We start from the raw sequence: 23,597 nt of genomic DNA, 5'->3' as shown, positions 1-23,597 counted from the left end.
CACAGGGCTGGGCAATACCCCGCAGTATAGCTTTTTTATGACGAAAATTAATAACAAAATAATTCAAATCGATGTTTTGCAAAGCCTCCTCCTGGGCAACCGGTAACAAAAAAGCCGCCAAGTGCTTTGGCGGCTTTTGTCAGTCAACGGACAGCGATTAGTTCGCTTGCTTGCTCTCTAGGCGCTGCTCAATTCGGGCCTGGCACTTTTCAGCACGCTCAGCCTGTAGCTCCTGCAGCTTGGTCTTCTGATCGGCAGTCAGCACCTGCATCATTTCGTGGCGCTGCTTGAGCATGGCAACGCGGCGCTCAACCTGCTGCTGGGACATCTCTTCGGCCAGGGCACGAACCTGGGCTTCGTCGAAGTTTTCGCTCAGCATAAGCTGTTGCATTTTCTGGTGTTGTGCCTGCATCTCGGCATGGCGCTCAGCCATCGTGCCGCGCATAGCGTCCCTGTTGGTCTGGCGCAGCTCTTTCAGCTCGGTCTTCTGCGCATCGGTCAGATCCAACTGGCGGAACATCCGGCTGTCATCCATGCCGCAGCCACCTTTACCGCCTTGGCCGTTGTGGTGCTTGCCGCCACCGTAAGCCAGAGCAGAGGCAGAGCCAAGGGCTAGAGGAAGGGCAATTGCTAGCGCCAATGTTTTCTTGAAAGTCATCATTATGTTCTTCTCCATTAGAGGCTGCTGTTGCAGCGCCGTAATCTCAGGTACGGATATAGCTTACCCCCTACAAGGTAAAGGGCTGTCTGGTAAACGTAAAACTGCGTAAAGCCAAACCAGTTTTACTTGGCGACCCTGCAACGATTAGGGATACTTACCTTATCGCTGTTGCTTATTAAAGGTAGAGACTATGGCCAAAATCCTGCTTGTTGATGATGATACCGAATTGACCTCCTTGCTGTCCGACATTCTCGATATGGAAGGGTTTGAGGTTGTCGAGGCCAATAATGGCGAGGAAGGATTGGCCAAGGTCGACGACAGCATTGATCTGATCTTGCTCGACGTGATGATGCCGGTCATGAACGGTACCGAGATGCTGCGTCGCCTGCGTGAGAAGCATGAAACCCCAGTGTTGATGCTGACCGCCAAGGGCGAAGAAATAGACCGGGTACTCGGGCTGGAGTTGGGCGCCGATGACTATATGCCCAAGCCATTTAGCGATCGGGAGCTGCTGGCCCGCATTCGCGCTATCCTGCGCCGGACCCAAAACCGGAATACCGCCACCAAGGCTGGGCCCGAGTGCCTGAACTATCAGGAGATCGAAATATATCCAGGCCGGCAGGAAGTACTTTGCCACGGCAGCCCTATCGAGATGACCGGCACCGAGCTGGCACTGCTAAGCTACTTTGTCCAGCATCCGGGCAAGATCATTGCCAAGAACGAACTCAGCCTCGAGGTCCTTGGCAAGCGGCTGGCCCCGTTCGACCGTGCCATCGACATGCATGTTTCCAACCTGCGCAAGAAGCTGCCCGAGCGCGATGACGGCAAGCCGTGGATCAAGACCCTGCGTGGTAAGGGCTACCTGCTGGTCGAGGACGCGTAATGAAGCTGCCGCGCTTTTCCAGCCTGTATGGCCGTATCTTTGCGGTGTTCTGGCTCACCCTCTTGCTTGTGGTTCTGGTGCTGCTGTTGCTGCCCAACCTGGATCCACGTACCCAGCACACCATTCCCCAACCGCAGCAAGAGCGATTTCAGGAGTCGGCTGCCAGCATATCCAGCCAGATCTCCCGCGATGGCGGCTCGCTGGAGAAGAAGCTCGGCCGCTTTACCGACCACAACCGCCACAAGGGGTTCCAGCTCTACTTCACCACCACCGATGGCGATGTCATTTCCCCGCGGCGCAACAGCAAAGCACTGCGCAACTTCATTACCATGGCCGACAGCCCCAGCGAGCCCAAGCAAAAGCTCTATGGCCGCTGGATGATGGCCGGCCCGTTCGAGGTCCAGCACAAGGGCGACACCTTGTTGATGTATGTCGGCCGGATCGTCAGGGAGCCGCCGCCGTTTTTCATCCAGATCCTGGACAGGCCTTTCCAGCTACTGCTGCTGACCATGCTGGTCAGTACCCCGCTGCTGCTGTGGTTGGCCTGGGCCATATCCCTGCCGGCCCGCCGCTTGCAAAATGCCGCCGAGCGGGTAGCCAAAGGGGAGTTCGAGGCCGATCCACAGCTCGAGTCCGGCTCGAAGGAATTCAAGCAGGCAGGCGCCAGCTTCAACCAAATGGTGCAGGCTATCAACCATATGATTGGCGGCCAGCAGCGCTTGCTGTCCGATATCAGCCATGAATTGCGCTCACCGCTGACCCGGTTGCGAATGGCTACCGCCCTGGCCAAGCGCAAACAAGGCGAGAGCAACGAGCTGACACGGATAGATACCGAGGCCGAGCGGCTGGAAATCATGATTGCGGAGTTGCTGGAGCTGTCTCGGATGCAGGTCAACAGCCATGAGCAGCGGGAGGCCACCGATGCCGCCTCGCTGTGGTTCGACATGCTGGAAGATGCCCGCTTCGAAGCCGAGCAGTGCGGCAAGCAGCTGGACTATACCCCGCTGGAAGAATGGCCGCTGCACGGTAACCCCAACTTGCTGATCAGCGCACTGGAAAACGTCGTCCGCAATGCTATTAAATACGGTAACGATCATATCCGGATCCGCTTTGAGGCCCAGGCAAAGCATCTTTGTATCACGGTCGAGGACAACGGCGAAGGCGTCCCCGACAACGAATTGGATGATATCTTCCGCCCGTTCTACCGCGTCTCGACCGCACGGGATCGCAGCAGCGGCGGTACCGGCCTTGGCCTCGCCATCACCGAAAGCGCCATCCGCCAACACAGCGGCGCCATCAAGGCCTGCCGCAGCGAGCTGGGCGGGCTCAAGGTCACCATCACCCTGCCGCTATCGCGCTAGCCGCCAGGACCAACGCAAGCAGCGGCCTGCAACCAGGTCGCCGCTTGCCGGCGATTTTTTCTGCTGCGCTTTTCCCGTACAATAGCGCGATTGTCACCACGGATTGTCTACTATGTTTGATATCGCCCTTTACGAACCGGAGATCGCCCCAAATACCGGCAACATCATCCGCCTCTGCGCTAACTGTGGGGCCAACCTCCACTTGATCGAACCGCTGGGCTTCGACCTGGAAGAGAAAAAGCTGCGCCGTGCCGGCCTGGACTACCACGATCTGGCCCACGTCCACCGCCATGCCAATTTCGAGGCCTTTCTTGCCCACATCGGCGAGCGCCGGATCTTCGCCTGCACCACCAAGACCACCAACTTCCACACCAACGCCAAGTTCGAAGAAGGCGATGTACTGCTGTTCGGCCCGGAAACCCGCGGCCTACCCGCCGAGCTGATCGAAAGCCTGCCGCTCGAGCAGCGCCTGCGTATCCCAATGCACCCGGACAGCCGCAGCTTGAACCTATCCAATGCCGCGGCAATCATTGGCTACGAGGCCTGGCGCCAACTTGGCTTCAAGGGTGCGGTGTAACAGGCTAAGCGTTTTATCGATAGCCAGATACAAAAAAAGCGAGAGCAGTGGCTCTCGCTTTTGTGGTTCTGTGGTTCTGTGGTTCTGCAGGACGGCTCCCTCTGCAGCACCATAGTGCCAATCTTTGCCATCACTCCGCTTCTCATCCCATAGGACCAAAGCGCCTTAGAACCATAGTACCGCTCTTCTATATTCCATCCCCGGCCGTGAAAGTCTGGCTGGTGCCGTTGAACTGCTGGTCCATGTCCATCGACGGCTTGTCGCTGCTCGGGCGGCCGACGATCTTGGCCGGCACACCGGCGACAGTGGTATGGGGCGGCACAGGATTGAGCACCACCGAGCAGGAGCCGATCTTGGCGCCCTCGCCCACTTCGATATTGCCCAGGATCTTGGCCCCGGCACCGATCATCACCCCTTCGCGGATTTTCGGGTGGCGATCGCCCCCTTCCTTACCGGTACCGCCCAGAGTAACGTCCTGCAGGATAGACACGTCATTCTCGATCACTGCTGTCTCACCGATCACAATCCCGGTGGCATGGTCGAACATGATGCCTTGGCCGATGCGTGCCGCCGGGTGGACATCCACCTGGCAGGCGACCGAAATTTGGTTTTGCAAATACACCGCCAGCGCCACACGTTTCTGTTTCCACAGCCAGTTGGCCACCCGGTAGCCCTGCAAGGCATGGAAGCCCTTGAGGTAGAGCAAAGGGATAGAAAACATCTCTACCGCCGGATCCCGCTCGACAACAGCCCGAATATCACAGGCCGCTGACTCGGTGATCAGACAATCGGCAGCAAAAGCCTCTTCTATCACTTCACGTACCGCCATGGCTGGCATCGATGGCGTGGCCAGCTTATTGGCCAAAATATAGCTCAGTGCCGCAGCCAGGTTATCGTGCTTGATAATGGTGGCATGGTAAAAGCTCGCGAGCATCGGCTCCTGCTCTGACTGCTGCCTTGCTTCCTGCTTGATAGCCTGCCAAACGGCATATTGTTGACATTCCCTCACATTACCCTCGGTATCATTACTGTTGGTATCGGCTTGCTTTAACTTTAACGCGCCCTGAAAAAAAAACAACGCAGGCCAAAACAGCCCGCGTTGCATCTTAAGTAGAACAGATTGGATGCATAGGACTCCAAACTGTTATTCGTCTTTTTTCTCGCGGGCCAGCAGATCCTTGGCCGCTTCGCGGGCATCTTTGCCCTGGTACAGCACTTGGTAGATCTGTTCGGTGATCGGCATTTCGACCCCCATCCGCTGAGAAAGAACCCAGACTTCCTTGGTGTTGCGATAGCCCTCGACCACCTGGCCAATTTCTTCCTGGGCCTGGTCAACGTCTTTGCCTTGGCCCAGCGCCAAGCCGAAACGGCGGTTGCGAGATTGGTTATCGGTACAAGTCAGCACCAAATCACCAAGGCCAGCCATCCCCATAAAGGTTTCAGGCTGAGCACCCAATGCAGCACCCAAGCGTGACATTTCGGCCAGACCGCGGGTGATCAATGCGGTACGGGCGTTGGCACCAAAGCCAATACCATCCGACATCCCCGCACCAATCGCAATCACGTTCTTGACCGCACCGCCCAGCTGCATACCGGTAAAATCGCTGTTGCTGTAAACCCGGAAGGTTTTGCTGCAGTGAATTTTGTCCTGCAGATCGCGAACAAACTCGTCATCCGGCGACGCCACGGAAATCGCTGTCGGCATACCTGCAGCAAGTTCCTTGGCAAACGTCGGTCCTGACAATACCGCCAACGGCACATCTTCACCCAGCGCCTCAACGGCCACGTCTTTGAGCAGGCGGCCCGTTTCCGGCTCCAGCCCCTTGGTCGCCCAGCAGACGCGGGAGTCGTCACGCAAGTGCGGCTTGACATTGCCCAGTACCTCGCCGAACACATGGCTCGGCACCACCACCAACAGATCGCGGCTGGCCTTGACGGCCTGCTCCAAGTCGGCAGTGACAATCAGGGAATCGGGGAAAGCGACACCCGGCAGGAATGCCTCGTTGGCACGATCCATTTCCAGCTGCGCCATATGCTCCGGCTCGTGGCCCCACAGGATCACATTAGCACCGTTACGGGCCAAGGAAATAGCCAATGAGGTACCGTATGAGCCGGCGCCTAGCACCGCCATGGAAATTACTTGTTCTGAGCCTGGATTCATTGTGTCCACCCTAAAGCTTACGCTTCGGTGTTTTCTGGGTTAGCTTGCGCCTGGTTCTGCAGGTAGTTCATGAACAGTGCATCGAAGTTAACCGGTGCTAGGTTCAGCTGAGGGAATGTACCCTTAACCACTAGGCTTGAAATCGTTTCGCGAGCATATGGGAACAGGATGTTCGGGCAGAATGCGCCTAGGCAGTGGGCAAGCTGTGGTGCTTCCATACCCGCAACTGAGAAGATACCGCCCTGCTGAACTTCACATAGGAATGCAGTTTCTTCTTCATTCTTCACCGTTACAGTCAGACGAAGAACAACCTCGAATACACCTTCACCCAGTTCGCGGCTCTGCGTGTCTAGATCCAGTTTCACGTCTGGGTTCCACTCTTTCTGGAACATCTGTGGTGAGTTTGGTGCTTCGAAAGACACATCTTTCAGGAAGATACGCTGGATTTGGAAGTTTTGCTGTGCTTCGTTGTTTGCTGCTTCAGCCATGTTAGAGTCCTTTTTCTCTCATGCCCACGGAAGTGAGCCTATCAATATCGCAACCATGATAACTATCACAACTGCACAAAATTCGGTATGTCCCCGCAGCCCAACCGAGTGTGCCGCGGGAGGGCAAAATTACTTTCTTGCCTTGCCTGACTTACTGCGGATCAGCGGCAGGTTCGCCTCGTTCCAAGAAATCAGGCCGTCTTTGAGCAGGTTCACGTTCTCGAAACCGGCTTTGCTCAGCAGGTTGGCACTTTCTTGCGCCGTTTGACCTGTCTTGCATACTACGATGATTGGGGCTTGCTTGTATTTTTCAAGATCTGCCAAGTTCTGTTCTTTGATTTGGCTAGGCAAAATGTGAAGTGCGCCAGCAATATGGCCGCCACGGTACTCGTCGCGGCTACGGATATCGACAAACACGCCATCTTCACGGTTGACCATCACGGTCGCTTCATTTGGGGTGACAATCTTGTAGCCAGCCGTCTTTTGCTTGACGTAAGACGTAATGATAGCCACAACCAAGCCAACCCATACCAATGACAACATTGGGTTACTTGTTACAAAATCAATGTATTGCTGCATGACCTTCGCTCTATATTCCTAATACCAGCCTGCTGTAACCCAGGCTCGAGTCGACAAAATTCAAAGACCCCGAGTATACCCGCGACAGCCTAGTTGTACAGCAGGATGCAATAAATCCGCGCGGCGGCTCACTGGCCTTTGGCGCTCTCAGTATAAGTCTTAACTGGCTTGAGCATTATTGCAGCACAATAAAAAGTGAAAAAAACTGTGCTTCAGGGCTTACACTGAAAGGCAGAAATGAATATATTTCCGTAGGAAGATAACAATCTATTTACAGCATAGTTTGATCTTGACCTACAGTTTGCGCCATAAACTGTAGTAAAATTACGGCCGCTGCGATCAATTCCCTAAGTCCCCGCCAATGAGGGCTTAGGTAATTGATCGAAATTACATTTCAGGTTTTAACATACGAGGGACAGCATATGTCTGCTAAGAAGCCATTGGCTTTGGTTATCCTAGATGGCTGGGGTTACCGCCAAGACAACGCCAACAACGCTATTGCTAACGCCAACACGCCAGTTATCGACGGCCTGATGGCAAACGAAGCAAATACCCTGATCTCAGCATCAGGTATGGATGTTGGCCTGCCTGACGGCCAGATGGGTAACTCTGAAGTAGGTCACACCAACATCGGTGCCGGCCGCATCGTTTACCAAGATCTAACCCGCATCACCAAGTCAATTGCTGACGGCGACTTCTTCGAAAACCCTGCGATGACAGGCGCTATCGACAAAGCCGTTAACGCAGGCAAAGCTGTACACATCATGGGCCTGATGTCTCCGGGCGGTGTTCACAGCCACGAAGACCACATCGCAGCCGCTGTTGAAATGGCAGCCAAGCGCGGTGCTGAGAAGATCTACCTACACTGCTTCCTTGACGGCCGTGATACGCCACCTCGTAGCGCACAGGCATCACTTGAGCGTTTCGACGCCCTGTTTGCTGAGCTAGGCAAAGGCCGCGTTGCATCTCTCGTGGGTCGTTACTACGCGATGGACCGTGACAACAACTGGGATCGCGTTGAAGTTGCCTACAACCTACTGACAGCAGCCAACGCTGAGTTCAACGCGGCATCTGCCGTGGAAGGCCTACAAGCGGCTTACGCCCGTGACGAGAACGACGAGTTCGTTAAAGCGACTGAAATCCGTGCCGAAGGCCAGGACGTTGCGGCAATGGAAGATGGCGACGCGGTTATCTTCATGAACTACCGTGCTGACCGTGCACGCCAAATCACCCGCGCCTTCGAAGTTGACTTCGCTGGTTTTGAGCGTGCTCAATTCCCGGCACTTGCGGATGTCGTGATGCTGACCCAGTACGCCGCTGACATCAACCTGCCTATCGCTTTCCCACCGGCAGACCTGGTTAACACTCTAGGTGAGTGGCTATCGAAGAAAGGCAAGAAGCAGCTACGTATCTCCGAAACTGAGAAGTACGCGCACGTGACCTTCTTCTTCAACGGCGGCGTAGAGAACGAGTTTGACGGCGAAGAGCGCCAGCTAGTGGCTTCGCCGAAAGTCGCGACTTACGATCTGCAGCCTGAAATGAGCGCACCTGAGCTGACTGACAAACTGGTTGCGGCCATCAAGAGCGGTGAGTTCGATACCATTATCTGTAACTACCCTAACCTGGATATGGTTGGCCACACCGGCGTTTACGATGCTGCCGTGCAAGCAACCGAAGCGGTTGACGGCTGCCTGGGTCGCGTGGTGGAAGCTATCCGTGAAATGGACGGCCAGTTGCTGATCACTGCCGACCACGGTAACGCAGAAATGATGGTTAACCCGGAAACCGGTGGTATCCACACGGCGCACACCAACCTACCTGTACCGCTAGTGTACGTAGGTGACAAAGCGCTGACGCTGAAAGAAGGCGGTAAGCTGTCTGATCTAGCGCCAACTATGCTGGCCCTAACAGATATGGAAATCCCTGCAGAGATGACTGGTCAGGTGCTGTTTGATCTGAAATAATCTCCCCCATGCGGGAAGTTATCAAACACCTACACCATAGTCTTCGCGCCAGTGCATTTTGCACTGGCGCTTTTCTATGCCTGCTATTTGGCTCCAGTGCCTTGGCCGATGAAGGCCAGCTCAAAGGGGTCAAGCAGGAAATATCACGCCAGCAAAACCAGGTCGCCACCAACCGCAAAAAGGTTGACCAGCTCCAGAAAAGCCTGCGCCAGCAGGAAGTCGGTATTGCCGAAACCGCCAGGGCGATCCATCAAGCCGAACAACGCTCAGGCGAATTAGATAGATCAATCCGCTCGCTGAGACAACAACTCGAGCAGCTACGCCAGCAGCAACTCGGCCAGCAAGAGCTGCTCAAGGAACTACTCAACGCCCACTACAAGCAAGGCAAGCAGAGTCAATTGGCCCTGATGCTCAGCGGTGAAGACAGCAGCCAACTCGACCGCTTTACCGTCTATGCCGAGCGCCTCAGCCAGGCCCGCAGCCATGCGCTTGATGAGCTGGCAGCAACCACTACCGAATTGCAGCTCAAGCAACACCAGTTGACTGAGCAACAAAAAGAGCAACAGGCATTGCTGGCCAAGCTCACGGAACAAAAACGCAAGCTGGAATCGGAGCGCAACCAACGGCAGAAAACCGTAAACAACCTGCGCAGCCAGCTGACCACCGATAACCAGTATCTGGTCGAGCTGAAAGAAAACGAGCAGCGGCTGATCAAGGAAATTGAAAAGGCCCGGGCAGCGGCAGAAGCGGCTCGCCGGGTGCCGATGGATGGTTTGGCCAAACAAAAAGGCAAACTGCCGTGGCCGGTCAAAGGTCAGATCCTGCATAACTATGGCACCAGTCAGCAAGGCGAGCTGCACTGGAAAGGCATGGTCATTGCCCAATCAGCCGGCAGCCCAGTCAAAGCCATTTATCCTGGCAAGGTGGTATTTGCCGATTGGCTACGAGGTTACGGTTTGGTGCTGGCTGTCGACCACGGCAAGGGCGACATGAGCTTCTATGGCTACAACCAGACCTTGCTCAAGAAGGTCGGTGATACGGTACAGGCCAATGAGAACATTGCCCTGATCGGTGATAGTGGCGGCCAGGCACAGTCTTCCCTGTACTTTGAAATCCGCCGCAAGGGTTCGCCGACCAACCCGCGCGCCTGGCTGACAAGATAACAGGCCATTTGCTGGCATCGCAGACAAACAATTTTCCGCTGCAACCGATAAGCAAGGAATCGCTTTTGGCAACGAGTCGAGTATTAAAGAAATGGGCCCTTGCCCTCGTATGCGCCATTCTTGGCGCACCCAGTGGGGCCGTTGCGGCCAAATTGGCCATTGTCATCGACGATCTGGGCTACCAACGTATGCCTGAGGCCCTAGCGGCCTTGCCGCCGCAGATCAGTGTATCCATCCTGCCCGACACCCCGTATGACCGAGCAACCAGCAAGTTGGCCCACCAACAGCGACGCGATGTCCTGCTCCATATGCCGATGGAACCCCTGCACCGGGCACCGCTGGAGATGGCTACCCTGACCCGGGACATGGACCGGCAGACACTGCAGCAGGTGCTGCGCTGGGGGCTGCAAAGGGTACCGGATGCTATTGCCGTCAACAATCACATGGGCAGTTCCCTGACCCAGAGCGCACAGGCGATGAGCTGGGTCATGGAAGTGTTGTCCGAGCAAGGGCTGTTCTTCCTCGACAGCCGCACCACCGCCAAGTCGGTCGCCCTCAAGCAGGCCGAGCGACAGAATGTTCCCGCCCTGCGCCGCCATATTTTTCTCGACCATCTCAGTACCGAAAAATTCATCAACCAACAGCTCTCAAGAGCCATCCGTCAGGCCAAGATAAACGGCTATGCCATCGCTATCGGCCATCCTTACCCGGTCACCCTTGATGTCTTGGGCCAGGCACTCCCGCAGCTCGAAGCGCAAGGGATCCAACTGGTCCGGCTATCGGATCTATCCCCGTCCTACTGATTAGGTATCTTTTTCAATCTGCGCCCGGTAGTGCGCCTTTAACTGCAGGACTTGCGCCTTGCCTTCGGCGGTGGTCAGCGGCCTGACGATACCGAGAATATGCAGCACCCCCTGGTAGAGTACCGCTTTGGTGATCTTGGCTCCCGGGGCCTGAGTGGTCTGGTAGAAGATCCAGCTCGAGGCAACCAGCTTCAAGGTCGTCGCCAGGTTCTCAAGCTCTTCTTCATCGATATCCAGCAGCCCACCGCTACGGAAGCTGGCCATCATCGCCATGATGTCCTTGTGCAGCCCTTCCTGTGCCGCCAGGTATTTTTGCTGCAGCTCCGGATCACGCTGCAAGATATCAGGCAGGTTGGCATAGAAGAAACGGTAGCGCCACATCAGCATGAATACCGAATCCAGGTATACCAACAGATCGTCGGCCGTTATTTGCTGATGCTCAAGGGGTTGGAAGTGAATACTGAGATCATGCGCGTATTGATCGAAAATACTGTGTATAATCTCTTCCTTATTGCGGAAATGATAATACAGGTTACCGGGGCTAATCCCTAGATGGGCAGCAATATGGTTAGTGGTAATATTCGGCTCACCGCTTTCGTTGAAAAGCTCCAGTGCAGCCAGGATGATTTTGTCACGGGTTTTCATTTGCTTCTCACTTCTCTGCCCAAAAAAATTGGCAATCTGCTAATACTATCATAAACCTATTCTATAACAGCGGGTCTAACCCTTGTTATCCACCCACAGACTGGAAGAGCCATGATTATAGTAACTGGTGGTGCCGGGATGATCGGCAGCAATCTTGTAAAAGCGCTTAATGAACAGGGCCGCAACGATATTCTCGTGGTCGACAACCTCAAGGATGGCACCAAGTTCGCCAACCTGGTCGACCTGGATATCGCCGACTACATGGACAAGGAAGACTTCCTGGCCCAGATCATGGCGGGCGACGACTTCGGACCGATCGACGCGGTATTTCACCAGGGGGCCTGCTCGTCCACCACCGAGTGGGACGGCAAGTACATGATGCTCAACAACTACGAGTATTCCAAAGAGCTGCTGCATTACTGCCTCGAGCGTGCCATTCCGTTCCTGTACGCCTCATCTGCCGCTACCTACGGCGGCCGCGACCACGACTTCATCGAAGCACGTGTGTACGAAGGGGCACTCAATGTCTACGGCTATTCCAAGCAGCTGTTCGACAACTATGTCCGCCGCCTGTGGCAAGATGCCGAGGAGCACGGCGAAACCCTGTCGCAAGTTACCGGCTTCCGCTACTTCAATGTCTACGGCCCGCGCGAGCAGCACAAAGGCAGCATGGCCTCGGTGGCGTTCCACCTGAACAACCAGATCAACCAGGGCGACAACCCGAAACTGTTCGAGGGCTCGGACAACCTCAAGCGTGATTTTGTATTTGTCGGCGATGTCTGCAAGGTCAACCTGTGGTTCTGGCAAAACGGTGTGTCCGGTATCTTCAACTGCGGGACCGGCAAGGCCGAGCCGTTCAGCGAAGTCGCCAAGGCGGTGATCAAACACCACGGCAAAGGCCTGGTTGAAGAGATCCCTTTTCCAGACCACCTCAAAGGCCGCTACCAGGCTTTTACTGAAGCCGACCTGACCCAATTGCGTGCCGCAGGTTACACCGACACATTCAAGTCCGTCGCCGAAGGCGTGGCCGAATACATGGCAACCATCAACCCAACACCGAAACACTAGATGAAAGACCATTACGATAAACAAGCCTACAACCCGGAATTCAGCTGGGCCTTTCTCCACCCTAAATACTGGGGGACCTGGCTGGCTGTTGCTTTTGCCGCCCTGCTGTGCCTGCTGCCGCACCGTACCCGCCGTGCCATAGCCAGCCTGTTCGCCAAACGCGCCGTGAAGTTCAACAGCAAGGCCAACCGCCGTGCCCGGGTCAACCTGAAAATGTGCTTCCCCGATAAAAGCGACGCCGAGCGCGAGGCCATGCTGCTGGAGAACTACATCACCGCCGGCAGTTTCCTGATGGGCTTTGCCGCCCTCAGTGTCCGCAATCGCCAGTGGCTGGAAGACAACACCATCGTCCGGGGTGAAGAACACCTGACAGCGCTGAAGGAAAATGGCGACAGTGCTATCTTGCTGGTGCCACACACCTGGGCCATTGATATTCCAGCGGTTTTGCTCGCATCGCGCGGCCTGCCGGTATCGGCGATGGCGAAAAAGCAGAAAAATGAGGTGTCAGACTGGTTAATGCATAAACAGCGTGTACAATACGGCGGCCGTGTTTATGAGCGCAGTGGCGGGATCAAGCCCTTTATCAAGTCCATCCGCGAGGGCTACTTGGGTTACTATTTGCCGGATGAAGACCTGGGAGCCGAACACAGTGTGTTCGTCGATTTCTTTGCCACCACCAAGGCCACCATTGCCGGGCTGGGCCGCCTGGCGAAACTGAGCCGCGCCAAGATCGTACCCTTGTACTCGATCTACAACAGCGAGACCGGCAAGTACGAGATAGACATCTATCCCCCGCTTTCTCCGTTCCCGCTGGACACCGAGGAGCAAGACGCCCGTTTAATGAACCAGTGTATCGAGCAGTACGTGACCGAGCGCCCTGAGCAGTACATGTGGATTTTACGTTTGTTGAAGACCCGGCCGGAAGGCGGGGAAAATCCTTACAAGATAAGAAAATGAGCACTAAATTAAAACTCAATTGGTTCGATACAATCCTGTATCTGCCTTTAATCAGTTTGTTCACAGCCGCTTTTGTGATCCCAGGTTGGGATAAGAAGGTAGTGATCCTTTTTTCCGTATCTATAATCGCTATTATTTGTAAATATGGGCTTAATACGATTAAAGAAAACTATAAAGATCCCTATGTGGTAATCTTAATCATTAGTGCTCTTTATGGCTCAGCTCTATATGAAACGATTGGGTACGGCTCTGGAGAGATTAGAACTCTTATTGTTGTTTCAATTTTCTTACTTACGTTCCCTAGAGAGAGAATTAATATACAAGGCTTACCGTTATTATTGCTGATCGGTGCGATTATATCTTTTCTTTATACTTTGTATTTTAGTGTATATCTTGATATACCAAGAAGCAAGCAACCAATAAATGCAATTCCTTTTGCAATTACACTTTGCTTATTAGCAACCGTTTCTTTATTTATTTTTTTCAAAGAGAGAAGAATAATTACTCTACTATCATTCTTCTTATTAGCAATATCAATAATTATAACGGAAACTCGAGGGGCTATAATTCCACTTACAGTTTCAAGCTCTATTTTGCTACTATATAAGATTTTTGAGAGAAACAATATCAAAAAATTGATAACCACTTCAATTTTTGGAACCTTTTTTATTATTTCCCTATCATATGGTTTTGTTGAAGCAAGAGTAAACGCTACTGTTGCTGAAATTCAATCAATTAGTGAAGGTAATTACAACACTTCTATAGGCTTGAGATTACAAATGTGGCAAGCAAGCCCAGAACTTATTTCAATAAACCCAATTTTTGGTTTAGGTGATAACCACAAGCAAGAATTACAGCGCTTATACAAAGCAGGAAAAATAGATAAATCATTGGCTAAATATTCACCAACACACTACCACAATCAATATATTGATAAAATTATTAAAAGTGGTGTTATTGGCTTTATTTTATTTTTACTGGCTGTATATTACCCAATTTATGCTTGCTTTATAAAAGCCAATGAGAACTCAAACAAAGAATGCATTATTGCAATAACTGCAGCATTTAGCTTAATCTGTTTAACAGATTCACCGTTCAGTCAAACTTTTACTCTATATCCGCTTTTGTTAATAAATTACTTTATTTTAAATAGTGGCTTCAGAAGAGTGGCTTGATTTATTAAAGCAGCCATTTTAATGGCTGCTTTAATAGTTATTTTAATTTACCATATTTCTTTGCCACTTGCTCAGGATGAAAGCATTCTCTAACAAGAGAAAGATAGTTGTTAGGGTTCTCTACAACATCGTCAATTTTTTCGGCAAAAGAACTATTATCACCAAAAGGACAAATAGAATGTGTCTCTATATCAATAATTTCATCAATGCCACCAGGACACTTCATTGATATAACTGGAACCTGAAGAGCCATTGCTTCTAACAATACCGTTGGCAAGCCTTCAAAGTCAGATGTTAAAACTAATGCCTTAGAGCTTTTAATATAAGGATAAGGGTTATCTTTAAACCCTAAAAATATAACCCTATTCTCAAGGTTTAGTTCACTTACTTTCTTTAACACTTCAGCTTTCAAATCGCCATCACCTAGCAGAGCCAGCTTGATGTTTTTATTTTTCACCTCGCTAAAAATAGAAATCAAGCGGTCATGTCGTTTAGCTCTATTAAATCTTCCAACATGAATTATATAATCACCATCAATATCACTACTGAAATTATTTGATAATAAAAATATCTCATCTAAATCAATTGGGTTATAAATAACATGATTATCTTTATGTGATTTGAATTTTTTAAAGTAGCTTTCTTTAGAAGCTTCAGATACAAATACTAACGGGTGGTTTTTATAAATATTGTTTGTTTTTACTATAACTCTAAGTTGATTAAGTTTATTTTTACCTTTAAGTAAAGATGTCGAGTATGAGTTATGTATAACATGAAAAACATTAAGCTTGCTATAAGACATAATCTTATCAGCAAGCAGCATGTTTGATAAAACCAATGCATCTTCACCAATATTTTTCATCACGAAGTCATCAATAGCCTTAGCGACATTCTTCTTGTAGAAAAGTCTGCGCCAGCCTTTCTTCGACACGTTACAAATATCACTGGCAAAGTGTACCCTAAAGCCAGCAATATCATGCTGGACAGCCTTTTCGATTGCAAGAATGTGGCACTCAAAGTTCTCATACTTCTCAAGAGCTTTATATAAATTGAGAACAAACTTCTCAGCGCCACCCCCCCTCAGGGCCGAGACAACTAGTACAGCTTTTCTTTTCATAGAATATTATTTAACCTTTTCTCAAGCTCAGAGCGATCTGTTCTCCAACTATCAAACACATCAGCCATAATTTCTGCTTCATTTTCATTGATAAGTGTTTTGCGAGTACAGTACTTTTCAAATCCCATACCTGCGCTGGAGTAAATTGACAGAACATCCAGTTTTTTCTTCGCACCGAAGATCAACAATTCAAGCGGAACTTTTCCCTGAAGAAAAATACAATCTGGAAAAGCTCTCTGATAACGCTCTATCGACTCACGAGGATGGAGTTTACATATAAAGCGCCGTTGATGTTTATTGAGCTGTTCAATCAATTCACTATACACCTCCAAGTCAAAATTGGAAGCGGTCAAATTCCCAACCGAAATAGGCTGTGTAGCAATAATAGCATCGGCAGAAGGATCCAAGCATCCAGTAGCCTTGAACAGCGGAAAGACATACTCAGACACATTCTTAGCATTAATAAAATCAATATCATGGACTTTATCCGCAATATCCCTTGGTGCCTTATCGGGATTTAAAAGCCATATGCCACTGCAACGACTACTATCTCCGATATACCTGAGAGTGTTTTTATTTCCACTAAATATTTTCTTTAATTTATCAAACTTGCTCAGCGGAACCCCATAATAATTGGACAGGCCATCTTCAATTACTGTGTATTGATTGACTGCGAGCTTCAATAAACGGGAAAGCCTATTTCTATCATTGAAAAGATAGAGCTGAAGATCCGATAAATCCTGCAAGCCAAAAATCTGCTGCAAGACCTTCTTTCGAGTGTAAACTTGTAAACTTGAAGTCGGCCTAATCCCTGCTACCGCGGTTAATTTCAAGAGGGATCCACTCAAACCACAATATGCACGGGACAGTATTTGCTTACGGTTGACAAACTGAATATCAATATTTTTTGGCAGTGCTTCAATATCAAAGTCCACCTCACGTAAATTTTGCTGATCTTTTATCAACAAAATTGTCGCTGCTACTTGAGGTTCATCTAAAGATTTTAGCACTGCCAACATTAAATGCCGGATGGTAGAGCAAAGATACAAATTCATGCCATTAACTCATATTTTACATGGCTATGATTTCCATAGCCAACATTGTAACCAACAAAACTTTAATAAAAAACTCAAGTATTTCTCTAACTATTCATAATTCTATTGAATAGTTCTAGGTGTTTTTTCACCGTAACCTTAGAGCTAAATTCCTTTTGTAAACGAACTTTAGCCGCTTCTCCCATATCTCTACAGATCTGTTTATCAGCTGCCATTTTGTTGATAGCCGATGCAAATGCGGATGCGTCATTTGTAGGAACAATATAACCGGTGCAACCATCTTCAACCAACTCAGGAGAGCCGCCAGTTGTCGTTACTACTGATGCCGTTCCATTCGCCATTGCTTCAATGATGGTTCTTGGCAATCCTTCTCCACTGATCGATGGCTGGACCTGAATATCCGCCATTGCCATCAGTGAGGGCACATCTTTTCGATGACCAATATAGTGAATGCGATCAGCCATCGGGCTATCTTTCATTTCTTGGAAATGGGGTTCAAAACCATGACCCGCTAGCACGAGATGAAAATTCTTGCTTTCAATCTCATGGGTAGCCTTTAGCAAAACAGAAATCCCTTTGCTCGGGCGTACATGAGCCGCACACATTGCCACAATGTCCTCTTCGCCAAGGCCCAGAGATGCCCGATCCGTCGGCGCAACATCATACCAATGCAATTCATGTCCTTTGTAAATGGTGACGACATTTTGCGGATTCTTCCATACCCGTTTAACGACATCTTTACGTACCGCCTCTGACACACAAACGATCGCATCGACACGAGGATGGAGCTGGGTTAAGTATGCAGAAGGGTCATGACGGTACAAACCACCAGTTGTACCTCGATACACTACCAATTTGACAGGAAACCCAATACAAGCAAAAGCTGCATTTGGGATAGTTTTAGAGTTAAAGGCATAGCAAATATCGTAGCTGCCCTCAGTTAACTCCTGGCGGATACGCTTTATGGTCTGGAGACAAATTTTACGCTTTGGATAGCAATCTATCACTTTTACGCCATTTTCTTGCAATTTAGTAACATGCTCTGACTCCCCCTGTGTCATCACTGTTACTTCATGTCCCTGTCTGACCATTTCAATAAAGATCTCAGCCTCAGGCCGAATACTATTCCATGCATGCAGGTAAGATGCACATACTAGAACTTTCATTTACGCAATGCCTCAAAAACGATTAAAAGTAAGCATCCCAGCTTGAACCGACTTATTCCTGATACTGTCCTTCCTGCTCCAGCAACCACAGGCCAACATACTTATTGAAATTCACCTGGGCATAGGTCATAGCAACGATAAATCCAACACTGCCATCCAAGAAGCCACGGCGGATCACGTAGATGAGGAAGAAGGTCCAGATGGCACGCAACAGCGCCAAGAACAGACCATGGGACTTTTTGCCTTTGCGATGATATTTCTGCGAGCCAAGCCAAGCATATTTAGCCGCCTTGTCTAGGCCATGTCCGTAATCACGGTGGGTATAGTGCAACAGCAGGCCTTTCATCACTCCCTTGCTACCCGGCGCGGGAACGACCGTCTCGTGCACCTCATCAAGGGTAAACTTAGCCCCCTCGCGCTTGAACAAACGCAACACCGAACGGGCACTGCGGCCGTACTTGAGGGTCTTGCCGTACAGGGTTACCCCCCACGGCAGGCGATAAGCGGTATGCTCGATGACATCTTGCTCCAGCATGGCAACCAACGCCTGCTTCATCTCGTCATCAAGCGCCTCATCGGCATCAATGGATAGCACCCAGTCACAGCTGGCCTTGTCCAACGCACGTTGCTTCTGCTTGCCAAATCCAGGCCAGTCGGTCACGGTGACATTGTCGGTATAGCGATGGCAGATCTCGACCGTCTCATCGGTCGAACCGCTATCAAGTACAATGATCTCGTCCGCGATCGTGGCGACAGAACGCAGGCAACCCTCAATTCTATCGGCTTCATTTTTGGTGATCACAATCACTGATAGTGAGTGCTTTCTCATACGATGACCTTCTATTCCTCAGTGCGCTGCAATATGACAGCGCAGATCCTATAGTTTCCAGTAGCCCAGCTTCTTGCGCATTTTAAATTGACGCAGCAGGTTCAGCGGCTTGGGTTTTAATCCAGCCCGACCATCTTCCACCAGCAGGTTGGTCGCAGCCAGCACCCGCAGGCTAGATTGTCCATCCGTGTAAGGATGGATGGTCTGGCAGTATTGTTCGATTTCTGCCATCAATTCCGCCGGGCGCAGCAAGGCTTGTTCCAGAGCCGCTTCTACTTGCTCCACCTCGGTCACGTTGAGCAGGTGGCTTGCCGGCGCCTGGTTGCGAAATGTCACCACCGGTTTGCGCTGAAGCAGAAACATCAGCAGCACCGACGACGTGTCACACAGCATCACATCGGCCGCCTGCAGCAGCGGCAGCACATTGTCCGTCTCGACAAACTGCAGGTGCTCACTTTGCAACTGCTTGTACTGCTTGACTGTCACCGGATCCATTTTCGGGTGGAACTGGATAAGCCAACGCCATTTCCCGGTCGCCGCCAGCGCCTTGATTTTATCGTAAAGGATCGGCGCACAGGTCAGGTTGCGGGAAAACGTCGAGCACATCAGCACTGTCGGGCGCTCGTCGCGCGGAGCCCGGTAAGGGTTATCTGCAGCTGGCGAAAATAGCGGATCCAAAGCTGGCCATCCCGTCTGGGCGACGCGGAAAAAACCGTGCTCGGCTGCCAGCAGCTCAAAGCGCTCCGTGGTGTCGGGCCCCTGGGTGCAGTAGAGATCAAAACAGCCGCGGATCTCAAAATGGTCCTCGCGGCCGCGGCGGTTAAGCTTGCCAGCATTGAAACCATGGAAAACCCCCACCTTGATCCCCGGGATGAAGCTAGGCACGACATTACCGGGGACAAAAACCGCATCCGGTCGCCATTGTTTTACCGCCGCGACCGAGGTCAGCAAGGTTTCATCCGGCTTGATATAGCCTGGATCAGCTTCATTACCCTCGACGAACCAGCAAACTTCGCCGCCCTGCTCACGGATCGCCGCTTGCAGCGGGCGCAGCATGGCATAGGAATAGTTCTGGGCAACATACATCAAATAGCGTTTGCACGGCTGGCTCACGGCTCCACCCTCGGCGTCAATTTACAAAAATTACTGTGCATTCTATCGCAATCATAAGCAGTGTTGGGAAATTTCCCTGCCTGTTATCGACACAAGATAGCGTTATAATGAGCCGATAACCCAAAACCCTAACCTATTGTATGTTTATCCGAGCCCTGTACACCTTGCTGCTGGCCGCCTTATCCCCGCTGCTGCTCTTCGGCCTCTACCGCCGCCGCCCCAACAAACCGGCCTTCGGCCCGCGCTGGAAAGAGCATTTCGGCTTTACGCCCTCGCTGCCGGACACAAAAGCAGCCCAGCCGATTTGGATCCATGCGGTATCTGTCGGTGAGTCGATTGCCGCGATTCCGGTGATCAAGGCCATCAAGGCGAAAAATCCCGATCAGCGCATCGTGGTCACCACGACCACCAGCACCGGGGCCGAGCAAATCGCCAAACTGGGCGAGTTGGTCGAGCACCGCTACATGCCGATTGACTTTGCCTGGTGCGTGCGGGGATTCCTGAAGGCCGTCAATCCAGCGGCTCTGCTGATCATGGAAACCGAGCTGTGGCCCAACACCCTGGCGACGGTCCACCAAGTCGGGGTTCCGGTGATTGTCATGAATGCCCGCTTGTCAGCGCGCTCTGCCAGGCGTTATGCCAAATTCCAACCCGTGTTCAATATGATCGCGCCCAACCTCGACCACCTTCTGTGCCTGCACCAGGACGACGCCGAGCGTTTTGCTCGCCTGGGGATCCCTGCCGAGCGGCTTAGTGTGACCGGCTCAGTTAAGTTCGATATCCAGGTCGAGCCCGACCTGCTGACGCAATCCCAGCAGCTTCGCCAGCAGTTGGGTGAAACGCGACCGGTATGGATTGCCGCCAGTACCCACAAGGGGGAGGACGAGCAAATCCTCGCGGCCTTCAAGGCGGTGAAAAAGCAGCACCCTGACTGCCTGCTGATCTTGGTGCCACGCCACCCGGAACGCTTCGATAGCGTTGCCGAGCTATGCCTCGCGCAGCAGCTCACCTGCGTTCGCCGTACTGCAGGAGACGCCGTCGACGGCGCAACCGATGTCTACCTGGCTGATACCATGGGGGAAATGCTGCTACTGATGGGCGCGGCAGATGTTACCGTGATGTGCGGCAGCTTGATTGGCGACAAGGTCGGCGGCCACAATATGCTCGAGCCCGCCGCCCTGGCCAAGCCGGTACTAACCGGCCCAAGCTACTACAACTTTACCGATATCACCCAGCAGCTCGAAGGTGCCGGCGCGCTTGAGGTTTGTGGCAGCGCCGAGCAGATTGGCCTACGCCTTGTCGCCCTGCTCGGCGATCCCGCGCTGTGCCGGCGTATGGGCCAGGCGGCCATCGAGGTGGTGCGACAAAACCAAGGGGCAGTGGCCAAAACACTGGACGTTGTCGACCAGCTGCTGACGCCTAAAAACTAAAGCCTCTCGCCTCAGTTGGCCTGATAGCCGTCCAGTAGCCACTGCCAGCATTGCGGCTCAAAATGGATCCCCCGCTTGCCCTGCTCTTTGACAAACGAGCGGTGCAGGCGGGACAGGTTATCCTCTTTCCACCCCTGCCCGCCTTTTTCAAAGCACTTGTCAAAATCGATCAGCCAGACCTGCCCCTTGCTATCTAGCAAAATATTGTGGCTGTTGAGATCGGTATGGCAAACCTGGAGCTCGTGCATCTTTCTGACCATCGCCCCGATTGCGCGCCAGCTTTGCTCCGGCAAGGCGTCTTTTTCCAGCACAGCAACCAAATCCTTCGCCTCCGGGACTTTTTCAACCAGCAGATCAGCCCGGTAGGTCAGGCCGTGTTTGATCGCCCGGGCAGCTACCGGGCGCGGCACCCTAACCCCGCCACGGGCCAGCTTATCCAGCAGCCGGAACTCCTCGGCCGAGCGGGTTTTCTCCCAACCGGCAAACCAGTATGCATCCTCTACCAGCTTGCCAAACAGCCCGCCGCGGCGATAGTGGCGCAGTGCCATCTCGAGATGGGTCCCTTTGACAAACCAGGTCGTCCCCCGGCCCTGGGCTGAACCAATGACCAAGTTGTGCTGCTGCCAAAAAGCCGGGTCGAAGCATTGTTGTGGGTCTTCAGCCAATAATTCAGGGGCAAACCAGATCCGCTGGTTACGGCTAGCTATTTCTTGCACGCTTTATCTCCAAGCTTGTGGGACAGAGTATTTTACAATCACTTACCTGAACTGCATAATTTCATCTCTGATTGATTAACAGGATTTTGCCATGGCGTTATTTACCACCCCGCCACGCTCGATTTGTATTCTCCGGCTCTCTGCCATCGGTGATGTCTGCCATGCCATCTCTGTCGTGCAGGCTATCCAGGCGCACTGGCCGTCAACCGATATCACTTGGGTTGCCGGGAAAATCGAAGCCCAGCTGATCGGCGATCTACCCGGCATCAAGGTTGTGGTATTTGACAAAAAAGCCGGCTGGGCCGGGATGAAAGCTGTATGGCAGGCGCTCAAGGGCCAGAAATTTGATGCCCTGCTCCATATGCAGGCCGCCCTGCGCGCCAGTGCCCTGTCGCTCGGGATCAAAGCGAAGTATCGTATCGGCTTTGGCAAAAACCGCACCAAGGAGGGCCAATGGCTGTTTACCAACCGCCATTTGCCTAACACCGAGAGCTTCCATGTGCTGGATAACTTCGCCGACTTCGCCCGCTACCTCGGTGTCCCTTTCGAGGCCCCGCAGTGGAATATCCCGCTAAGCGACGATGACAAAGTTTTCGCCGCGCAGCAGATCGGCGGCAAGCCAACCCTCATCATTTCACCGGCCGCGAGCAAAGATGAGCGAAACTGGCTAACCGAGCGCTATGCCCAACTTGCCGACTATGCCTCAGGGAAAGGCATGCAGGTCATATTGTGTGGCTCGCCAGCTCCGCGAGAAGTCGCGCTGGGCGAGGCGATCAGCCAGCACTGCCAGCATGCACCGGTCAATCTGATCGGAAAAACCAGCCTCAAGCAGCTGACGGCCCTACTGGGTGCCGCCGATGTCGTCGTGGCCCCCGATACCGGCCCGGCCCACCTGGCAACGACCCAAGGGACCCCGGTGATCGGCCTCTATGCCCACAGCAATCCGCAACGCACCGGTCCCTACAATAGCCTGGCCTATGTCGCCAGTGCCTATGAACAACATGCCGAGCAGCAGCACGGCAAGCCGGTGGCCGAGCTGCCTTGGGGAACCCGGGTCAAAGGCGATACCCTGATGCAGGACATCCAGCTGGACGATGTCACGGCCATTTTGGACCAACTTATTTCTTAATTTTGATTGTTACTGACTGGTATTCATTATGACAACCCGCGTTATCTACCCTGGTACGTTTGATCCGATCACTAACGGCCATCTCGACCTGATCGAGCGGGCGGCCGCCATGTTCGACCACGTGGTAGTCGGCATTGCCTACAGCCCGAGCAAGAAGCCCTTGTTTGATCTCAAGGAGCGTGTAGAACTGGCCCAGAAAATCACCCAGCACCTGCCGAACGTCGACATTGTCGGCTTTTCTGGCCTGTTGGTGGATTTTGCCAAAGAGTACCAAGCCAACGTGCTAGTCCGAGGCTTGCGCGCGGTCTCGGATTTCGAGTACGAATTCCAGCTGGCCAACATGAACCGCCGCCTGATGCCCGAGCTGGAGACGGTGTTCCTGACCCCGGCCGAAGAGAACTCCTTCATCTCGTCGACTATCGTCAAGGAAGTTGCCCTGCACAAAGGGGATGTCAGCCAGTTTGTCGACCCGGTGATCTGTGACGCGCTGATGGCAAAGCTCGGCAACAAGAAATAACACCGACAGGCAAATACAAATAAGGAGGCTACCGCCTCCT

The 23,597-nt window shown here is 52.3% G+C and carries 24 protein-coding genes; 12 read left to right on the top strand and 12 right to left on the bottom strand.

The genetic code is table 11. From position 1 onward, the window contains the following. Positions 1–157 precede the first annotated feature (157 nt). On the bottom strand, positions 158–661 hold the full coding sequence (locus tag PTW35_RS00845; RefSeq protein ID WP_281027412.1) for a CpxP family protein: 504 nt from the start codon (positions 659–661) through the stop codon (positions 158–160). Between the two features lie 190 nt (positions 662–851). On the opposite strand from PTW35_RS00845, the gene PTW35_RS00840 reads away from it, so the two are divergent. The 3 genes from PTW35_RS00840 (at position 852) to trmL (ending at position 3,482) form a co-directional block, all read left to right on the top strand. Then, complete coding sequence (locus tag PTW35_RS00840) at positions 852–1,544, top strand: response regulator (RefSeq protein ID WP_281026161.1); 693 nt, start codon at positions 852–854, stop codon at positions 1,542–1,544. Then, positions 1,544–2,905, top strand: coding sequence for an envelope stress sensor histidine kinase CpxA (gene cpxA, locus PTW35_RS00835; protein ID WP_281026160.1), 1,362 nt, complete (start codon positions 1,544–1,546; stop codon positions 2,903–2,905). The genes PTW35_RS00840 and cpxA overlap by 1 nt, the downstream gene beginning before the upstream one ends. Before the next feature lie 112 nt (positions 2,906–3,017). After that, on the top strand, positions 3,018–3,482 hold the full coding sequence (trmL, locus tag PTW35_RS00830) for a tRNA (uridine(34)/cytosine(34)/5-carboxymethylaminomethyluridine(34)-2'-O)-methyltransferase TrmL (RefSeq protein ID WP_281026159.1): 465 nt from the start codon (positions 3,018–3,020) through the stop codon (positions 3,480–3,482). Between the two features lie 187 nt (positions 3,483–3,669). Here trmL and cysE read toward each other — a convergent pair whose 3' ends face one another. From cysE to PTW35_RS00810, 4 genes are all read right to left on the bottom strand, one after another. Beyond that, on the bottom strand, positions 3,670–4,491 hold the full coding sequence (gene cysE / locus PTW35_RS00825; RefSeq protein ID WP_044624355.1) for a serine O-acetyltransferase: 822 nt from the start codon (positions 4,489–4,491) through the stop codon (positions 3,670–3,672). A 135-nt stretch (positions 4,492–4,626) separates the two neighbouring features. Beyond that, positions 4,627–5,643, bottom strand: coding sequence for an NAD(P)H-dependent glycerol-3-phosphate dehydrogenase (gene gpsA / locus PTW35_RS00820; protein WP_281026158.1), 1,017 nt, complete (start codon positions 5,641–5,643; stop codon positions 4,627–4,629). A 17-nt stretch (positions 5,644–5,660) separates the two neighbouring features. Next, positions 5,661–6,131, bottom strand: coding sequence for a protein-export chaperone SecB (gene secB, locus PTW35_RS00815; RefSeq protein ID WP_039457301.1), 471 nt, complete (start codon positions 6,129–6,131; stop codon positions 5,661–5,663). A 129-nt stretch (positions 6,132–6,260) separates the two neighbouring features. Then, positions 6,261–6,710, bottom strand: coding sequence for a rhodanese-like domain-containing protein (locus PTW35_RS00810; protein WP_039457298.1), 450 nt, complete (start codon positions 6,708–6,710; stop codon positions 6,261–6,263). A gap of 422 nt (positions 6,711–7,132) precedes the next feature. Here PTW35_RS00810 and gpmM point away from each other — a divergent pair, with 422 nt between their 5' ends. From gpmM to PTW35_RS00795, 3 genes are all read left to right on the top strand, one after another. Further along, complete coding sequence (gene gpmM / locus PTW35_RS00805; RefSeq protein ID WP_281026157.1) at positions 7,133–8,674, top strand: 2,3-bisphosphoglycerate-independent phosphoglycerate mutase; 1,542 nt, start codon at positions 7,133–7,135, stop codon at positions 8,672–8,674. Positions 8,675–8,682: 8 nt separating this feature from the next. Continuing rightward, the gene (locus PTW35_RS00800; protein ID WP_281026156.1) at positions 8,683–9,837 is read left to right on the top strand and encodes a peptidoglycan DD-metalloendopeptidase family protein; all 1,155 of its coding nucleotides are present in this window, start codon (positions 8,683–8,685) and stop codon (positions 9,835–9,837) included. A gap of 65 nt (positions 9,838–9,902) precedes the next feature. Continuing rightward, entirely contained in the window at positions 9,903–10,640 is a 738-nt protein-coding gene (locus tag PTW35_RS00795) for a divergent polysaccharide deacetylase family protein (protein WP_281026155.1), read from the top strand. Here the strand turns inward: PTW35_RS00795 and PTW35_RS00790 are convergent, their stop codons facing one another. Continuing rightward, entirely contained in the window at positions 10,641–11,285 is a 645-nt protein-coding gene (locus PTW35_RS00790; protein WP_281026154.1) for a TetR/AcrR family transcriptional regulator, read from the bottom strand. 111 nt (positions 11,286–11,396) lie between these two features. On the opposite strand from PTW35_RS00790, the gene rfaD reads away from it, so the two are divergent. Genes rfaD through PTW35_RS00775 form a run of 3 tightly spaced genes read left to right on the top strand, consistent with a single transcriptional unit; the run spans position 11,397 to position 14,485 of the window. Further along, positions 11,397–12,353 (top strand): ADP-glyceromanno-heptose 6-epimerase, encoded by a 957-nt coding sequence (rfaD, locus tag PTW35_RS00785; protein ID WP_281026152.1) that lies wholly within the window; start codon positions 11,397–11,399, stop codon positions 12,351–12,353. Next, positions 12,354–13,310: a lauroyl-Kdo(2)-lipid IV(A) myristoyltransferase gene (lpxM, locus tag PTW35_RS00780; protein ID WP_281026151.1), complete on the top strand. Its 957-nt coding sequence runs from the start codon at positions 12,354–12,356 to the stop codon at positions 13,308–13,310. After that, positions 13,307–14,485, top strand: coding sequence for an O-antigen ligase family protein (locus PTW35_RS00775; protein ID WP_281026150.1), 1,179 nt, complete (start codon positions 13,307–13,309; stop codon positions 14,483–14,485). The genes lpxM and PTW35_RS00775 overlap by 4 nt, the downstream gene beginning before the upstream one ends. A 37-nt stretch (positions 14,486–14,522) precedes the next feature. On the opposite strand, the gene PTW35_RS00770 is transcribed toward PTW35_RS00775, so the two are convergent. The 5 genes from PTW35_RS00770 to PTW35_RS00750 form a co-directional block, all read right to left on the bottom strand. Further along, complete coding sequence (locus tag PTW35_RS00770) at positions 14,523–15,602, bottom strand: glycosyltransferase (protein WP_281026149.1); 1,080 nt, start codon at positions 15,600–15,602, stop codon at positions 14,523–14,525. Then, entirely contained in the window at positions 15,599–16,657 is a 1,059-nt protein-coding gene (locus PTW35_RS00765) for a glycosyltransferase family 52 (RefSeq protein ID WP_281026148.1), read from the bottom strand. The genes PTW35_RS00770 and PTW35_RS00765 overlap by 4 nt, the downstream gene beginning before the upstream one ends. Positions 16,658–16,743: 86 nt before the next feature. Then, entirely contained in the window at positions 16,744–17,823 is a 1,080-nt protein-coding gene (locus tag PTW35_RS00760; RefSeq protein ID WP_281026147.1) for a glycosyltransferase family 4 protein, read from the bottom strand. A 52-nt stretch (positions 17,824–17,875) separates the two neighbouring features. Continuing rightward, entirely contained in the window at positions 17,876–18,652 is a 777-nt protein-coding gene (locus PTW35_RS00755; protein WP_281026146.1) for a glycosyltransferase family 2 protein, read from the bottom strand. A 48-nt stretch (positions 18,653–18,700) separates the two neighbouring features. After that, positions 18,701–19,765 (bottom strand): CDP-glycerol--glycerophosphate glycerophosphotransferase, encoded by a 1,065-nt coding sequence (locus PTW35_RS00750; RefSeq protein ID WP_281026145.1) that lies wholly within the window; start codon positions 19,763–19,765, stop codon positions 18,701–18,703. A 140-nt stretch (positions 19,766–19,905) separates the two neighbouring features. Between PTW35_RS00750 and waaA the strand changes: the two genes are divergently transcribed. Then, positions 19,906–21,195, top strand: coding sequence for a lipid IV(A) 3-deoxy-D-manno-octulosonic acid transferase (gene waaA, locus PTW35_RS00745; RefSeq protein ID WP_281026144.1), 1,290 nt, complete (start codon positions 19,906–19,908; stop codon positions 21,193–21,195). Positions 21,196–21,206: 11 nt separating this feature from the next. Here waaA and PTW35_RS00740 read toward each other — a convergent pair whose 3' ends face one another. Continuing rightward, positions 21,207–21,911 carry a 3-deoxy-D-manno-octulosonic acid kinase gene (locus PTW35_RS00740; protein WP_281026143.1) on the bottom strand — a complete coding sequence of 235 codons (705 nt, stop codon included), beginning with the start codon at positions 21,909–21,911 and terminating at the stop codon, positions 21,207–21,209. A gap of 91 nt (positions 21,912–22,002) precedes the next feature. Between PTW35_RS00740 and PTW35_RS00735 the strand changes: the two genes are divergently transcribed. Both PTW35_RS00735 and coaD read left to right on the top strand, forming a co-directional pair. Beyond that, complete coding sequence (locus PTW35_RS00735; RefSeq protein WP_281026142.1) at positions 22,003–23,040, top strand: glycosyltransferase family 9 protein; 1,038 nt, start codon at positions 22,003–22,005, stop codon at positions 23,038–23,040. Positions 23,041–23,068: 28 nt separating this feature from the next. Next, positions 23,069–23,557: a pantetheine-phosphate adenylyltransferase gene (gene coaD / locus PTW35_RS00730; protein ID WP_281026141.1), complete on the top strand. Its 489-nt coding sequence runs from the start codon at positions 23,069–23,071 to the stop codon at positions 23,555–23,557. Positions 23,558–23,597 lie beyond the last annotated feature (40 nt).

Origin of the sequence: Photobacterium sp. DA100 (genome assembly GCF_029223585.1) — a bacterium.
GTDB lineage: Bacteria > Pseudomonadota > Gammaproteobacteria > Enterobacterales > Vibrionaceae > Photobacterium.
The sequence above is the reverse complement of the archived record's forward strand: the minus strand, read 5'-3'. Positions and strand labels throughout refer to the sequence as shown.